The 15687-nt window shown below is 69.1% G+C and carries 15 protein-coding genes; 9 read left to right on the forward strand and 6 right to left on the reverse strand.

Annotated elements, in window-relative coordinates; translation table 11 throughout:
* Positions 1-2 precede the first annotated feature (2 nt).
* The 7 genes from DMP08_RS04875 to DMP08_RS04910 all read left to right on the forward strand — a co-directional run bounded on the left by DMP08_RS04875 (position 3) and on the right by DMP08_RS04910 (position 9639).
* Positions 3-1604 (forward strand): glucosaminidase domain-containing protein, encoded by a 1602-nt coding sequence (locus tag DMP08_RS04875; RefSeq protein WP_244596809.1) that lies wholly within the window; start codon positions 3-5, stop codon positions 1602-1604.
* 9 nt (positions 1605-1613) lie between these two features.
* Positions 1614-2333: a hypothetical protein gene (locus DMP08_RS12520; protein WP_211328386.1), complete on the forward strand. Its 720-nt coding sequence runs from the start codon at positions 1614-1616 to the stop codon at positions 2331-2333.
* 2 nt (positions 2334-2335) lie between these two features.
* A complete protein-coding gene (locus DMP08_RS04890; protein ID WP_420541186.1) occupies positions 2336-3337 on the forward strand; it encodes a VirB6/TrbL-like conjugal transfer protein, CD1112 family in 1002 nt (333 codons plus the stop codon).
* 109 nt (positions 3338-3446) lie between these two features.
* Entirely contained in the window at positions 3447-3905 is a 459-nt protein-coding gene (locus DMP08_RS04895; RefSeq protein WP_042433176.1) for a hypothetical protein, read from the forward strand.
* Between the two features lie 12 nt (positions 3906-3917).
* Positions 3918-6647, forward strand: a complete 2730-nt coding sequence (locus DMP08_RS04900; RefSeq protein ID WP_123191846.1) for a VaFE repeat-containing surface-anchored protein — start codon at positions 3918-3920, stop codon at positions 6645-6647.
* Positions 6648-6719: 72 nt separating this feature from the next.
* Positions 6720-7451 (forward strand): class B sortase, encoded by a 732-nt coding sequence (locus tag DMP08_RS04905; RefSeq protein WP_123191847.1) that lies wholly within the window; start codon positions 6720-6722, stop codon positions 7449-7451.
* 250 nt (positions 7452-7701) lie between these two features.
* Positions 7702-9639 carry a tellurite resistance TerB family protein gene (locus tag DMP08_RS04910; protein WP_123191848.1) on the forward strand — a complete coding sequence of 646 codons (1938 nt, stop codon included), beginning with the start codon at positions 7702-7704 and terminating at the stop codon, positions 9637-9639.
* A 98-nt stretch (positions 9640-9737) separates the two neighbouring features.
* On the opposite strand, the gene DMP08_RS04915 is transcribed toward DMP08_RS04910, so the two are convergent.
* From DMP08_RS04915 to DMP08_RS04940, 6 genes are all read right to left on the reverse strand, one after another.
* Entirely contained in the window at positions 9738-10292 is a 555-nt protein-coding gene (locus DMP08_RS04915) for a hypothetical protein (protein ID WP_123191849.1), read from the reverse strand.
* Complete coding sequence (locus tag DMP08_RS04920) at positions 10289-11560, reverse strand: relaxase/mobilization nuclease domain-containing protein (RefSeq protein WP_123191850.1); 1272 nt, start codon at positions 11558-11560, stop codon at positions 10289-10291. Before DMP08_RS04920 ends, DMP08_RS04915 begins: the two co-directional genes overlap by 4 nt.
* Entirely contained in the window at positions 11548-11994 is a 447-nt protein-coding gene (locus DMP08_RS04925; protein ID WP_123191851.1) for a CopG family transcriptional regulator, read from the reverse strand. The genes DMP08_RS04920 and DMP08_RS04925 overlap by 13 nt, the downstream gene beginning before the upstream one ends.
* Before the next feature lie 210 nt (positions 11995-12204).
* Positions 12205-13161, reverse strand: a complete 957-nt coding sequence (locus DMP08_RS04930) for a ParB/RepB/Spo0J family partition protein (RefSeq protein WP_123191852.1) — start codon at positions 13159-13161, stop codon at positions 12205-12207.
* On the reverse strand, positions 13148-13912 hold the full coding sequence (locus tag DMP08_RS04935; protein WP_123191853.1) for a ParA family protein: 765 nt from the start codon (positions 13910-13912) through the stop codon (positions 13148-13150). The genes DMP08_RS04930 and DMP08_RS04935 overlap by 14 nt, the downstream gene beginning before the upstream one ends.
* Before the next feature lie 205 nt (positions 13913-14117).
* The gene (locus DMP08_RS04940) at positions 14118-14489 is read right to left on the reverse strand and encodes a YraN family protein (protein ID WP_123191854.1); all 372 of its coding nucleotides are present in this window, start codon (positions 14487-14489) and stop codon (positions 14118-14120) included.
* 543 nt (positions 14490-15032) lie between these two features.
* On the opposite strand from DMP08_RS04940, the gene DMP08_RS04945 reads away from it, so the two are divergent.
* On the forward strand, positions 15033-15305 hold the full coding sequence (locus DMP08_RS04945) for a hypothetical protein (RefSeq protein ID WP_123191855.1): 273 nt from the start codon (positions 15033-15035) through the stop codon (positions 15303-15305).
* A 166-nt stretch (positions 15306-15471) separates the two neighbouring features.
* Entirely contained in the window at positions 15472-15684 is a 213-nt protein-coding gene (locus DMP08_RS04950) for a YlcI/YnfO family protein (RefSeq protein ID WP_244596810.1), read from the forward strand.
* Positions 15685-15687: the final 3 nt, after the last annotated feature.

The following is a 15687-nucleotide window of genomic DNA, read 5'->3' on the forward strand; positions in this document are numbered from 1 at the left end:
CCGTGGCGAGCCCGAGCGAGGGCGGCGGGATGCTCGAGGTGGTCGGGGCGCAGCGCCGCGACGTGCTCACCGCGGGCGACGTCGCGGAGACCGAGCGCGACGCCCTGGGAAACGTCTCGGAGGGAGCCGGCCCGCTCGACGAGGCGGGAGGCCCCGCCGCAGCGGCGAAGGGGCGCCCTTCCAGGCCCGATGCGCCGGAAGGCGGGCTCGGGGACAAATTGTCCCAACCCGCCGGAGACCGGCGCGCGGCGGCAGCGATGCGCTCGCGCGTCGAGGCGGCGAAGCTGGCGATCGCCCGGGAGGCAGTCTCCCAACTCGACGACTCGGAGGAGCTCGAGGGCGCCTCGGGCATGTACGACGCGGGGCATGCGGCCAAGAAGGCCGCGGGAGGGCTTCGGCAGAGGAATGCGAAGAAAGCCGCCCGGAGCAGCCGCAAGGCGGCGACCGCGCTCGGCGCCCCCAAGGGAGGCGCGCGCGGTCCCGTAGCAGCCGGCGCGACCGCCCCGGCCAAGCACCAGACGGCCCAGGCGGCCGCGCAGGCGTCAGGCGAGGCGGCCCGAGCCGCGGGGTCGAAGGGCGCCGCCTCCGCGATCGCGGGCGCGGTCTCGGGCGCGGCGCCCGCCCTGCTCGGGGCGGTGGCCGGCATCGTGGCCTTCGTCGCGTGCGCGCTCGCCGTCGCGCAGCTGGTGAGCGCGCTGTTCGGCTTCTGGGACGACGCGGCCTCCAAGCAGGGCCTCGAGGGGCTGCCTCCCTACATCACCTACGAGATGGTCGAGGCGGCGCTCGAGTGCCAGGAGGAGTACGGGCACCCGGCGGGCTGCACCATAGCGCAGATCATCCAGGAGTCCGGCCAGGGCGACCGCATGAGCCGGCTCGCAGAGCGCGACCACAACCTCTTCGGCATGAAGTGGTGGTCGGGCTACGCGGGCTGCCCCGAGGTGGCCGGCAAGGCGAACTGGGCCACCAGCGAGGAGTACGTGCCCGGCGAGCACACCCAGATCACGGCGAGCTTCATCCGCTTCACCGGCGACGCCGAGTGCATCCGCTTCCGCAGCAGGGTCTTCCTGCAGGCGCAGCGCTACTCGGGCAACGCCCTCATCCAGGAGGCGATCGAGAGGCACGACTCGGACAGGATGGCCGAGGGGCTCAAGGACGCCGGCTGGGCGACCGACTCGTCCTACGTCGAGTCCCTGAAGTCGATCATGGCGCAATGGGGCCTCTACCGGCTCGACTTCATGACGGTCGAGGACCTGAAGGACCCGGCCGCGAGCGGGAACGCGATCGTCGAGGCGGCGTACAGCCAGCTCGGCGTGCCCTACGTGTGGGGAGGCTCGACCCCCGGCAAGGCGCTCGACTGCAGCGGGCTCACGCAGTACTGCTACGCGCAGGCGGGCATCCGCATAAGCCACTACACGGGTTCCCAGTACGAGGAGCTCAGGCGCATACCGCTCTCGGAGGCGAAGCCCGGCGACATCCTCTACCGCTCGGGCCACGTGGCCATCTACATCGGCGACGACAGGTACATACACGAGCCGCGAACGGGCGACGTGTGCCGTATAGCGAGCGGCATCGGCAGCTTCAGCTGCGCGCTCACCGCGAGATAGGAGAAACCAATGCAGGGAAAGTCAAGGGTCATGGCCGCCGTCGCGGCAGGCGCGCTCGTCGTGGCGCTCGGCGCGGGCGCGGCGCGCTGCGCCATCGCCCCGCAGGAAGGCGCGCAGGATAGTCCCCAGAAGCAAGAGCAGCCCGCGGCTGCAGGCGCCGACGCGGCAACCGGGAAGGCCGCCTCGGGCGCCGAGGCGCTCTGGAACACCGCATGGACGGGCGCCGACGACCCAACGGCCACGCTGCGGATCGTCGAGGGCGCCATGGTGGAGAGCGCTGGCGACTCCGAGCGCGCCTGGTTCTTCTCGGCCGAGGAGCCCTCCGAGGCCGGCGGCGTGCTCAGCGTGCCCATCGACGTCAAGGGAACCGGCGATAAGGCGGGAGGCCTGTCGCTCATCCAGGTCTCGGGCGACGGGGACGCCCGCACCCTGGCCTGCGACCTCCTGACGCAGGCCTACGTGCCCCAGAGGGCGCAAGACGGAGCGTTCTCCGTGACCGGCACCGACGACCGCCTCTCCGAGGCGCTGGGCGCGGATGCCGCCGCCATCGAGGAGGCCGTCGCCGGGAAGGCGGCGGAGGTGTCCCCGCAGGCGACGGGAGCCACCTGGGACAAGGAGGTGTGGCTCGACTACGCCGGGAACGTCGCGTCGACGACCTTCACGCTCGACGACCCCGCCTCGACGGTGGTCACCGTGGTCTCGCGCGGCGGCTCGCTGGAGGCGATGTAGCCGTGCGGGCGCTTGAATCGCGAGGCCGCAGGGCGTTCGCCATCTCCGCCGCGACGGCGTTCGCCCTCTGCGCTCTCCTTCTCGTCCCAGCGCAGCCGGCATACGCCGACATCGCCGGGGACGTAAACGAGTGGCTGTGCGGCCTTCTGCACGACTGCTGCAACTGGATGTTCAAGGCGCAGACGGGCGTGCTCGGGTCGATCGGCGCGAACGGGATCCTCTCGGCCGACTTCGCGCACATGCTAACGAGCTCGAGCGACCTGACCATGCACGACGTCGCCCGCGGCGTGTGGCAGGTGGCCATCCTGCCGATCGGGTGCGGAGTGCTCGGCCTGGTCTTCACCCTGAAGCTCATCGAGATCTCCCAGCGCATGGACGGCAGCCAGAGCCTTCCCGGCGTCAAGGAGGTCGTGTTCCTCCTCGTGTTCTTCGCCGTGTTCCTGTTCCTCATACAGAACAGCTTCGACCTGATGGCGTCGATCTACGAGGTCTGCGGGCTCGCCATCGACCGAGTCGAGGCGCTCTTCGGCGCCGGAGGCGCGCTCGACCTGCCCGAGGTGTCAGTCGTCACCACCGACGACGACATCCCGTCGCTCATCGCCATGCTCGTCGTGAGCCTCATCAGCTGGGTCGTGGTGCTGGCAGCCTACGTCATCGCCCTCGTGGTCTGCTGGGCCCGCGCGCTCCAGCTCTACATCATGGCCGCGTTCGCCCCGATCCCGCTGGCGTTCCTCGGCATGGACGCCACGCGCCAGATAGGCGTCGGCTACCTGAAGAGCTTCGGGGCAGTCTGCATCGCCGGCGTCATCATCCTCGTCCTGCTCATATCGTTCCCGCTCGTGCTCGGCGGGCTCACCGGTGCGAACCCCGGAACGGGCACCCCTGCCGACGCGGTCGCGAACGGGCTCACCTACGCGCTGCAGTACCTGGCCATGTGCGTGCTGCTCATCCTGGCCCTCGTGAAGAGCGGCTCCTGGGCGCGCGACATCGTGAGCGGCTTCTAGCGGAAAAGCGAGGAAGGAGGCGGTCGCCATGAGATAGGGGCGGCGCGCCGGGGCACGCGTCCCGGCGGAAGAAGACAAGCACAGACGAACGACGAAAAGGAGGAAAGACATGGAAGAGAGGAAGAACGTGTACCTCTCGCTGCACAAGAGCTTCGTGCGCGAGGGAATCGAGTACACCGACCGCGCGACCGGCGAGGCCAGGACCTTCAACTCGGCGACCCTTCCCAAGGGCACCGTCGTCGACGGCGTGGACGTTGGAGGCTACGAGTTCAGCCCCATGTTCGTGAACGAGAGCCGCTTCAAGGGGGCCGACTTCCGGGACATACCGCTGCTCGCGAACCGCGAGGTCTGGTTGAGGAAGACGGTGATGGGCCCGGACGGCCAGCCCGAGCTCGACGAGGGCGGCCGCGCGGTCAAGGACACCGTGAAGGTCATGCCGGCGCAGCTCAAGGAGGCCGTTGACGCAGGGCGCTCGCGCTACCTCGCGGAGCGCGCCGAGCACGCCCGCCAGGCGAGCCGCGCCGCCGAGCACGAGGCGCCCCGCGCACAGCGAAGCGTCGAGAGATAGGGAGGCGGAAAGATGAACGCAGCGAAATACTGCACCCTGCAGGAAAGGCTCCTCCGATGCGCCATGGCGCTCATCCTGGCGGCGGGGGCGCTGCTCGCCTCCGTGGCGGCCTCGCCTGCCTACGCCGCGCCGAGCACGGTCGACGTATCCATAGGCGGCAAGATCCCATACGGCGGCTTCGCCACCACGTGGATGAGCGCCGACGGCAATATCGCCTACTGCGCCGAGCCCTCGTCCCCGACGCCCGCGCCGGGCTCCTACTCGACGAGCCCCGTGCCGAGCGGTGACGTGACGGCGGCGATCTGGTACTCGTTCGGCTCTCCCGGCTTCGACGCGTCGATGTTCCCGGGCAGCTGGTACGACGGCGGCGGCTGGGACGACGCCAAGTACGCCGCGGCGAGCCACGTGCTGATCGCCTACGCCTACTCGGGGTCCGAGTCGGCCGCAACGCACGGCACGAGCGCCGAGTTCGCCTCCTGGGCGAAATCCGAGCTGATCGGCGGGACCTACTCCCGGATGAAGGCGGGCGCCGGCAAGGTATCCGCCGGGTTCGAGGCGTTCTGCGTCAGGACCGGCGGCGGCTCCCAGACGCTCGTGAGCTTCAGCTGGTCCACGGGCGGAGTCAAGGTCGCCAAAACGGACTCCGAGGCGGGCGCCGAGCCCCAGGGCGACGCCTCCCTCGACGGCGCGAGCTTCTCCGTCGTGAACGAGAGCGGCCGCTACGTGCTGGTCGGAGGCAAGTACTACGCCGACGGCGAGGTCTGCGCCACAATCAAGACCGCGCCCGAGAACGGGTCGCACGTCGCCGCTACCGGCGCCGACGCCCTGCCCGCGGGCAGCTACCGCATCGTCGAATCCGGCGCGCCCGAGGGCTACGGCGCAAGCGACTCCTCCGTCGCGTTCACCGTGAAGGCCGGCGAGGTGGCCGACCTCACGGGCGATCCCGTGACCGACGAGGTCTTCCGCGGCGGCGTGCAGGTGACCAAGTCCGACAAGGAGCTGCAGGCGTCCGAGGCGCTCGCGGGCAACGGCCACAAGGAGGCGCCTGGCGAGCACCCCGGCCTCGACGGGATCGAGCTCACCGTCACGAACCGCTCGGCGCACAAGGTCCTCGTTGACGGCGAGTGGCGCGAGCCGGGCGAAGCCGTGGCCACGCTGACCACCGCATGGAACGACGAGGCCGGCGCCTACACCGCCCAGACCGCGGCCGACGCCCTGCCGTACGGGACCTACGACGTGCGGGAGACGGCGACCAACGGGAGCTACCTGCTGACCGACGGCGAGCCCCGCACCTTCGAGGTCCGCGCCGGCGGCGAGATCGTGAGCGCCTCCGCGGACGGCGCCGCGCTCGAGTTCCGCGACCAGGTGGTGCGCAACGACCTCGAGGTCTCCAAGAAGAGCGAGGCCGACAACGCCGGCCTCATGGTCCCGTTCGCCATCGAGAACGCGGCCACCGGCGAGACGCACGTGCTGGTGACGGACCGCAACGGCGACGCGTCGACCGCGAGCAGCTGGAACAGGCACTCAAGCGGCACCAACTCCAACGACGCGCTGCTCGGCCACGAGGGCCCGATCGGGGCCGCCGACATGGACCCGAAGGCCGGCATCTGGTTCTCGCTCGGCGAGGACGGCTCCTCGGCGCCGGTCGACGACTCGCTGGCGGCCCTGCCGTACGGCGCCTACACCATGACCGAGCTGCGCTGCGATGCCAACGAGGGCCTCGAGCTCATCACGAGGAGCTTCTGGATCGAGCGCGACTCGACGGTGGCCAAGGCCGTGTGGATGGGCCTCGACGACCAGGAGGGCCCGCGCATCTCCACCACAGCAAAGGACGGGGCGGACGGCGACAAGGACGTCTCGGCCGACGCCGAGGCCAAGGTCGTCGACGCGGTGGCCTACGAGGGGCTGAAGGCCGGCGAGGTATACGAGCTCTCGGCAGCCCTCGTCGACAAGGCGACCGGCGAGCCCGTGGCCGACGCCTCGGGCAAGCCCGTGGAGGCCAAGACCGGGTTCGCGCCCGCGCTCTCGACGGGCAGCCAGGACGTAGAGATTTCCTTCGACGCGAGCCTGCTCGGCGGCCGCGACCTGGTCGTGTTCGAGAGCCTGCGCAAGGACGGAGCCGAGGTGGCGTCGCACGCGGACCTCTCCGACGAGGGCCAGACTGTCCACGTCGCCGTCGAGGTGGACACCCAGGCGGCTGACGCCGCCGACGGCGACCAGGTCATCGAGGCCGGCAAGGCCAAGGTCGTCGACACGGTGGCCTACAAGGGCCTCGTCCCCGGCGAGACCTACATCGCCGTTGGCACGCTCATGGACAAGCGCACCGGAGAGCCGTTCCTCGACAAGGACGGCAACGAGGTGACTGCGCGCACGCCCTTCGAGCCCGAGGCGCCCTCCGGCACCGTCGAGGTGACATTCGAGTTCGACACCGAGGGCCTGGCCGAGGGAGACGAGCTCGTCGTCTTCGAGAAGGTCCTGGACTCCGCCGGCAACGTCGTTGCGGCGCACGAGGACATCGACTCCGCCGAGCAGAGCGTCGTCGTGGACAACCCCGACACGCCCGAGGTCCCCGAGGAGCCCTACGCCAAGACCGGGGCCGACGCTCCCGACGGAACCGGCTACGCCGTGGCCGCAGGCATCGCTCTGGCAGCTGCGGCGGGCGCGGGCGGAGCGCTCGCGTACCGCAAGCGCAAGGCAGTCGCCGCGAGCAAGGGAGAGGCGGCAGAAGAGCCGGAAGAATAACGGCGCTGCATCGATACCAACCTGGAGGCCCTGGGCGCTCGCCCGGGGCCTCCCCTGCGAACGGGGGAGGACATGAGCAAGGGAAAAGCTGGCACGGCGCTCGCCGTCGCAGTGGCGTTGCTGGCGCTGGCGGCGCTTGCCGTCCTGCCGCAGCCCGAGAGGAACCCGTACGGGGTGCGCGAGGTGCCCGCTGCGGAAAAGGACGAGGCGATGGGGGCGCAAGAGGCGGGAGGCGGCATCGACTGGGACGCCCTTCCCGCCTCCGTCGTCGCATGGGTGCGCGTGCCGGGCACGACCGTCGACTACCCGATCGTCCAGGGCCGGCCGGAATCGCCTGACTTCTACCTCACGCACGATGCCAACGGCGAGCGCTCCGCATGGGGCGCTCCCTACATCGACGCAGGCTGCGCGCAGGGAGCCGAAAGCCCGCTCGTCATCGTGTACGGGCACCACATGTCCGACGGCACCATGTTCGCGCCGCTCGCGCAGTACTCTTCGCGCGGTTTCGCCGAGGGGCACCGCACCATCCGGGTCTACACCCGCGAGAAGGAGATCGAGCTCGAGGTCTTCGCGGCTGACGTGGTCGACGCGAGCTCGGAGGGCAAGCAGACCGACTTCGCCGACGCGGCGGCTCTCGACGCCTACCTCGGGGACAAATTGTCCCGGTGCGAGGTCGTCCTGGAAGAGCTTTCGGACGTCGCGCAGGCCTGGGCCTTCGTGACGTGCAGCTACCAGACGAGCAACTCGCGCACCGTCGTCTACGCGAAGGAGGTGGAAGGATGGGATTCGCGCCCTTCGGAATAGGGCTCCTCATGGGGCTCCTCACGCTCACGGCCTACGCCTGCTGCGCGGCCGGCGACGACGACCGGGACTAGGAGCAGAAAACCGAAATCGCAACCAAGCAGGACGATCAAGCCCCTCGCTCCGATGACCGGACGAGGGGCTTGCGCATGGTGGGATAATGAAGAGCACGAGAGACGCGTCGCGTGTGCTGGGTTGCATCGGTTGCGCATGGGCGCCTTACGCAAGATTCGTTTTCGTCAGGAGATACAGAATGGCGCTCAAATTCGATCTCGGGGAAGCCCTGTCCCAAGCCGCCCACGCCGCAGGAGAGATGGCAAAAGGAGCATCGGCGACCGTCGAGTCCGCCGCCAAAGGCGTCGCGAATGCGGCCGAGGGCGCGGGGAACGCCATCGTCGATACGGCCGCCTCGGCATCCGAAGCCGTCGGAAGCGCCATGTGCTCGGCTGCGGAAGGCGTGTCGAGCGCCGGCGAGCAGATCGCGTCGTCCGATGCGGGCAAGGCGATCTCAGGGGCTGCGAACGCGGTGGGCGGAATCGCCGTCGGCGCCGCAATGGGTTTAGCCCAGGGGGCGTCGTCCCTCGCGTCCGGCGCGGCGTCGACCGTCGAGGGCGGCATCAACGCCATCAAGGAGAACTCGTTCTCCGCGCGCCTCCGCAAGGCGCGCATCAAGGGCTTCCGTGACGGCATCAAGCAGGGTGCCTACCTTGCGGGCGAGAAGCGGCACAACTTCATCTACGCCTACGTGGCGACGCTTTGCTTCCTGATGCGCTGCGACGGCGATTTCTCCCAAGAGGAGCGGGGGTGGCTCGAGGACGGCCTCGACTACCTCAAGCTGGACGGCGGCCTTCCGGACGACGTGAAGGCGAAGGTGCAGGCAATCGCGGACGACGAGGGCTTGTCCTTCGACCGGGTCAAGGACTGCCTGGACAACGTGAGCATCGTGTCGCTGGGCTCCATCGCCGAGCAACTGCAGGTCGCCGCGGCCTCGGACGGTCAGGTGACGGAGGAAGAGGAGCACGCCTGCAGGCTCTTCGCCGACTACATGGCCGCGAGGGCGGCATGCGTGGCGGTTGACGAGAGCTGGGCCGAGCAGGCGGTCGAGAAGTCCGTCCGCGAGTACGGCGAAAACCTCGAGCGCATCGACCGCGAGTTCAAGGAGCGGACGAGGCTGCAGGACGCCGACGCGGCCTTCGTCGTCGCCGCGACCATGCTCCAGGTCGCCCGCGTGCTCGTCATCAACTCCCTGATGGAGGTCGAGCGGGCGGGAGCGGGCAACGCTAAGGAAGACGCCCTGCATAGCTTCCAGGACCGCGTTTTCTCCGGCTTCGACGATGGGGGTCCGGCGGAATCGGGCCGCCTGTTCGCCTCCAAAAGCCACATCCTCTCCTCGCGCGGCGTACCGTACGACGCGACACGCTACGAGGCTGAGAACCTCAAGATATTCAAGGGGGCGAACCACCGGTTCGCGACCCTCGGCCACGATCCGGTGCTCGGCCTCGTGTTCGGAACCTCAAACATCATGACGAACAGCATCACCTGCGTGAAGGACGCCAACGTCTTCGGAATCGGCGCGCGGATCCCCGCGACCTACTCGGTCTCCTACGACGCCTTCGGGAAAAACCCGCTGATCGGGGCTCCCACCGGGACCGTGGAGATGCTGGTCGCGGCGGGAAGGCGCATCGTGAGCGAGCCGGATGCCGCCGCGGCGGCCCTGATCAAGCAGCTGATCCACATCGGCACGGACCTCTACACGCCGTGCGGGATACAGGTCCCGTTCGCCAACCTCGTTCTCGACAAGGCGCACACCGAGGCCCTCACCAAATACGTCAGCACCGGCGACGTATTGAAAGTCGGCATGCAGGCGGGCATGACGGTGCTCATCAACTGGCTGATAGCGGCGCTCCACGGCTGCTCGCTGATATTCAAGGACGACGGGTCGGACTACTGCACCGAGATGTACCAGGCGCGCACCAAGAAGATCATCCTCATCTCCGACACCATCGCGACCTCGAGCAGCGTCGTGCAGGCATCGATCACGAAGAACCCCAAGTGCCTCGACCTCGGAGGGGCGGCGGTGCTCGTCTACCGACTGTTCTCGGATGCCCGCTTCATTGCCAAGCTCAAAGAGGAGTTCCTCCAATCGGAGCTTGACAAGATCTACGACGAGCGAGCCAAGGGGCTACTCTAGGCACCAGGCGTCTTCATTCTCACATCACCCACTTGAAAACGGCGCGGAACAGCCAGACGAAAAAGCCCAGCGTGACCTTAAGCGCCGCCACGAGGAACCTACCAAGCCTCTTCATCGACGTCACCCCAATCTTCCTTGACCTTGCGGGCGCCCTCGTCGGCGCCCTCTTCCTTCTCTTGCGCGAGCAGCCTCGCCAGCTCGTCGGGCACGCCCGGGACCTCCGCCCTCCCCAGCGCGCGTTGCAGGTCCTTTATCTGCGACTTCAGCGGTTTTGAGGGAGGACCCACGTGCTCGCGGTAGCAAGCGCCGATCGCGGCCGAGTCGCACAGGAATCCCCGCACCCGGGCGAACGCCTCGTCGCCGTCGATCAGGACGCGGCGGGCATGCCCGAGCTCCGCCTCCGAGGCCAGCATGAAGCGCCACCCGCGCGATCTGCGCGCCACAGGGATGCCGTCCGCGGGCGCGTCGGCGCGCCAGTCGTCGCGCACCTGGTGCCAGTTAGCCGTGAGCCAGAGCCCCTTCTCGGGCTCCTCGCGCATCTCGAGCTCAAACTCCGTGAGCATGTTCGCGCCGGAGAACGGCGACCCCTCCGTAAACGAGAGCGTGTCGAACAGCGTCGTCCTGCCGCCCTCGTACTCTATCCTCACCATCATCTCCGGCCCCTCTCCCTGCGCTGGTCCTGCTGGGCCCGCTGCCGCTCGGCGACGAGGATTCGCTGCCGCTCGTCCTCGCGACGGCCGTCGCGCGAGCTTCCTTCGACCGCACCGCGCCCGCGATCGTCCCCGTAGCGGGTCTTGAGCGGCATGAGCCCGTTCTCCGCCATGTAGGCGCGCGCGGCGGCGAGGCGGCGGTACCCCTCGCCGCCCGCCTGGCCGCGCCGCTCCAGCGTCCTCATCCTGAGCCCGAACTCCTCGATGGACTCGACGTCGAACTTCGCGCAGGTCTCGAGCGCCGAGGAGAGCCTGCTCAGCTCTGAGAGGTCGTTGAGCTCGAGGGCGCGCTCGGCGACCTCGCGGATGCGCGCGGCGCTCGCGTCCGTGGGGCGGTAGGTGCCCTCGCGCTCGAAGCGGCGGCGGAGCATCTCCTTTCCGTAGACGAACCCCAGGCGCTCGCCGCTGACCTTCTTGGACGGCTCCTCTGCCAGGCTGAACACCCAGTCGTCCCGTCGCGCCTTGGCCGAGTTGTCGGCGACGTGCACGCCCAGGGCGTCGAGGATGCCGAGGAACTCCGCCTCGTCGCGCGCCGTGGTCTTGGCGAGCGCGACGCGGGCGCGGATGTCGCCGACCCACGAGTAGCCGCCAGAGCGCATGATCTCCTTCTCGGCACGGCCCAGGTAGACGCTCCTGCGGCTCCTGGGTCCGCCCGCGCCGGCGCGCCCTCGCGCCTTCGCCGGCGATTCTGGCGCCCTGTCGTTGGAGAGCCCGGACAGCCCGCGCTCGCGGGCCATGTCCTGCAGGTCGCGGTTGAGGTCCTCGGGGTGCTGGGTCTGCATGCGGTAGCCGGTGCGGAGGTTCGCGTTGTTCACAACGATGTGCGCGTGAGGTATGCCGCGGGCGTTGTCGTCGTGGTAAACGATGGCGATCTCGTGGTCGCCGAAGTGCTTGAGCGCCCACGAGCACGCGAGCTCGCGCAGCGCCGCCAGGTCGATGTCGTCGCCGGGGTCCGGCGAGAGCACGAAGTGCTTGAACGTGCGCGCGGGCTTTCCCCTCCAGGGTGCATCCGTGCCGAAGGCGGCGCGAGTGGCGTCCATCTCGGCGTCCCAGGCGCATGCCTCCTTGGCGCCTTCTCCCAGCGCGTCGGCGTCGCGCTCGTCGTAGCTCAGGTTGAACAGGTCTCGCGCGAGGGCGCGGCCTCCCTTCTCGAGGTAGCGGCGGATGCCTCCGGTCGAGCCGTGGCCGCTTATCGGCTTCAGGATCGGCATGGCGAGCCCTTCACGAGCGAGTCGGCGCCGATGCGACCGAGCTCCGCCGCCATCTCGCGGGCAGCGATGTTCACGTCGGCGAGCTCCCGCTCGATCGTCGGGATGCTCTCCGCCACGAGGTCCCGGTCGACGTGTCCGTGGCGGGCGTGGAAGTTGATGAGGTTCATCGCGTGCACCGCCTGGTTGTAGTGGTAGCCCCACTTCGTGAGCTCCCGGGACATCGCCCACAGGGCCCTGCGGTCCACGAGTATGCGGTGCTCGTCTCCCGCGTTGGCCTCGGTCGACAGCGGTATGCGCACGAGGTAGCGCAGGTACTCCGACTTGCTGAGGCCGGCGCGCTCGCACCGCTCGCAGAGCGCGTCGTAGTCGCTTCCCTCCATGCGGAACGTGACGCGGCGCTCCTTGCCCCCGGCGCCGCCGGTGCTCTCTTCCATTGCGGATTCCTTTCCTCGGGCCCGCCGCACGGCGGGCGCGTCTCTCTAGGGGCGCGGGGGATCCCCCGCAGGCGGCGGCCCGGCTCGGGCGCCGTCTCTGGGACCGGGCCTCGCGAAAGCGGGCTCCCAAACGGCCCGCGGCATGACGGGTCCGAGGCCGCCCGGTCCCCAAGTGCTATGGACGCCCGACGCGATGTCGGACGCCATAGGCTACTTGCTGGATTTCGAGTGTGAGGCCCTCATACGGCGCTTTCGGGCATCGGTGCCCGCATCCGCGTAGGGCGCCGTCATGAGAGCCATCTCGCGCAGCAGCGAGAGGTCGGCCGCGCTCGGGCTCCCGGGCGGGCTCTCTAGGAAGTCGGCGACGAGCCTCGCGGCCTTCGCGATGCGCCCGTCGGGGCCGGGCTGCGCCTTCCCCTCGCTCCTCACGTAGTCGGAGAGCTCACGCTTGGTGCGCCGCCAGGGCTCCATGGCGGCGTGCATCTCCGCCTGTCGCTCCTTCGGCATGCCCGCGAGCGAGCGCACCGCCTCGGCGCTGAGGTTGCCGCGGTCGGCCTCGGCGGCCCACTCGGGCGAGAGGTCCTCGGCGATCCGTCGGGCCAGCCTCTCCTCGCGCGCGATGGTCTTGCCGGAGACCTTGCGCCCCGTCTGCCGCTCGATGATGGCGGCCTTCACGTCGTCGACGCGCATGCCGAAAAGCGATGGGTCCTCGGAGCGCAGGCGAACGGCGTCGCCCCTGAGCGCCTCGGTCGCGGCGGCGCGCTCGGTCACGGTGAGCGCGCGGGTGAAGTAGTTCGCGGCGTGGAGCAGCGTCACCGCCCGCTCGTCATCGATGCCCTCTATCACGCGGCAGGGCATCCTCTCGTAGGCGGGGTCGTCCTTCGCGAGCAGAGCGTAGGCTGCCTTGCGGCGGTGCCCGGAGACCATCTGCCACGAGCCGTCGCCGACCTTGCGCACGAGCGGCAGGTCGGTGAGACCGTCCTCGCGTATGGACTCGGCGAGCTCGGCTATCCCCGCCGGGTCCATGGAGTACGCGGCGTTCGCCGGGTGGTCGGCGATGTCGGCCACCGCTATCTCGGACACCGGGTAGCGACCGCGGGTGCGCGACGCGCCGTCGAGGAGCCCCGTGATGGTGAAGCCCGCGGCCACCTGGCTAGGCGAGCTCACGGGACACCTCGTCGGCGAGAGCCTCGTAGTCGCGCGCGGGGCGGCTCCCCGGCTCGAAGGCCGCCACCGGCTTCCACTGCCAGCTGCCCTCGCAGACCTTGCTGCTCGCATGGATGACCGTCTCGAACTGCTCGTCCGGGAAGAACCCGTCGAGCACGGCCGCGCCCGTGGCCTCGGCGTTGGTCATGCGGCCGGGCACGCAGGTGCGGAGAATCTTCCAGCGGGGCGTGGGCATGCGGAGCGCGTCCGCGATGGAGCGCGTCGCCTCCACGGTGAGCGCCGTGCCGCGCATCACGGTGGAGTCGAGCTTCACGGGGATGACGACCATGCCTCCCTCCGCTGCGGCGAGGTAGGCGTTGAAGGCGAGCCTGCGCATCACGGGGCTGCAGTCGATGAGGCAGGCGTCGTAGGAGGCCGAGGCGTCGTCGAGGGCGAACTTGAGGCGCTGCTCGCGCAGGAGCATCTCGTTCTGGTCGACGAGGTCGATGGTCGAGGCCACCACGTCGAGGCCCTCCCCGGCGGCGTAGGCGACCTCCTCCACGGGCGCGCCGCCGTAGAGCAGCTCGACCGAGGTGCGCCGCTCGGAGGCGGCCCGGTCGTAGAGGCCGAAGAAGTCGGTGGCCGACGCCTGCGGGTCGAGGTCGACGAGCAGGGTCCGAAGACCCCGGGCGGCGAAGATCGCCGCCAGGTTCACGGCGGTCGTCGTCTTGCCGACGCCGCCCTTGTAGTTGGAAATGGCTATCGTGCGCATGGGTCGCGTCCTCTCTAGCGTGGGGCGCGCCTCGCCGCATCCGGTCCGGCGCGCCCCGAGTCTCGGAGCGTCGGGACAAAACCGTACGGATTTGTCCGACAAGCGGAGTGTACCACGAAAACGTACGGTTATGTACGCTTTCGTGGTACAGGGGCCGGGTTTCGGGGGAAGCCCGGCCCCGGGAGCCCGGGGCCGGGCGCGCCGCCTAGGAGAGCGGCTCCATCTCGCCGAAGCAGTTGACGTGGTGGCGCAGGAGCGCTCGGTTCTCCTTGACGAGCATCATCGCCACCTCGTCGAAGCGGACCGGGGTGTCGGCGTAGTCGTCGCCGTTGCCGGCGAGCCACGTCGCCGCCAGCGCCTCGCGCAGCCCGCGCGCCCTGTGGGCCTCGGGGAAGCCGTCCGTCCCGATGCGGACCGTGGCGTCGACGAAGACCAGGGTTCCGTCCTCGTCCACCGCCACGAGGTCGATCCCGCCGATGCCCTCGGGACCCTGCCAGGCCTCGTCGACGATCTCGTAGCCCTTGCGCTCGAGGAAGGCCTTGACCGCGTCCATCGCCTTTTCCTTCATGTCGTTCATGTCTTGCTCCTTAGACTCTGAGGCCCGCCCCTGTGGCGTGCCTTGCGCCGCGTGAGTCGCATGCAGCGCGGGCGTGCCGGCAAGGGAGGAAGCGAAGTCGGACGTGGTTATAGAAATCTCCCGACGTCAGTTTTTCGCGTTGTTCGCGCGCGCAGCGCATGGGGCGAAGAACCCGAAAAAGTGTCGCGGCCCTTGCGGGCCGCCTGCCGGCGTGCGACCCTGCGCGTCCAAGGAGCGCCGGGGCGGTGTTTCGGATCAATGGGGCGAAGGCGTGCGGCATGAAATCCGGCGTGGGTGCCGAGGCTTCCGGGCATGGGATGCGACCCGTCGGCGGTTGCTGGGCTCCCGCGGGGATTGGCGACGACAACGTGGCAGTGGCGGAGGCGAGTTCCCGAGTCGCGGCGCTTCGGTCCGGAACGGGACGGCATTTCCCGCGCCGCTTGCAGCCGATGTGCGCACGGGACCGCTGGCGACGGGCCAGCTCTCCGCATGGAACGGCTACGGTACTGCGCGACACGTCCGTTGAGAGAAGGAGGCGAGCCGATGTTGGACTACGAAGAGAAGTTGGAGCGCATCGAGCTCATCGATGCCGTATGCGACGCCGGGAGGCTTGCGAGGGGCCTTGACCAGTTGCTCGAGTCCCTGGCGCATGCCGACCAGCTGGACCCGCTCGACGTCGAGGGGATCCTAGCCCTCAGGTCGATAAGCGAGAAGTGCGCCGCGCGCATCGGCGACGCGGCACGCATCCTGGAGGCGCAGAACGAGATCCTCTACGCCGAGGAGCGGGCAAACGCCAAGCCTTGCGGAAACCAATGAGCGCAGCTCGAATCAGAAGCTGTTCTCTAAACCAACTGGGGTTTCCTTTGCCGCTCGCATAAAGCTTGGAAAGCGGCTGTCCCTCTTATTTCCAGTACCGCGCCGTACCGCTGCGTTATAATGCTGAAAACGCATTTGTATTGCATTTCGAGGGATTGAGGCGCAAGTGTCTGACGGTTACAAGGAACTCATCAAGAGCAACCCCGACGAGACCGAGATCAGGAGCTTCCTGGTAAACGGCGATCAGGTATCCGTGACCCTGCGCATCCCCGATACTCTGCGTGACGCGGCCAAGGAGGAGGCAGCCCTTCGGGGTATGAGCTTCTCCGCCTTCGTGCGTACGTGCATGATCGAAGAGCTCGCGAAGAAGGGACAATAGCCC

This window comes from Paraeggerthella hongkongensis, assembly GCF_003726035.1.
Taxonomy (GTDB): domain Bacteria; phylum Actinomycetota; class Coriobacteriia; order Coriobacteriales; family Eggerthellaceae; genus Paraeggerthella; species Paraeggerthella hongkongensis.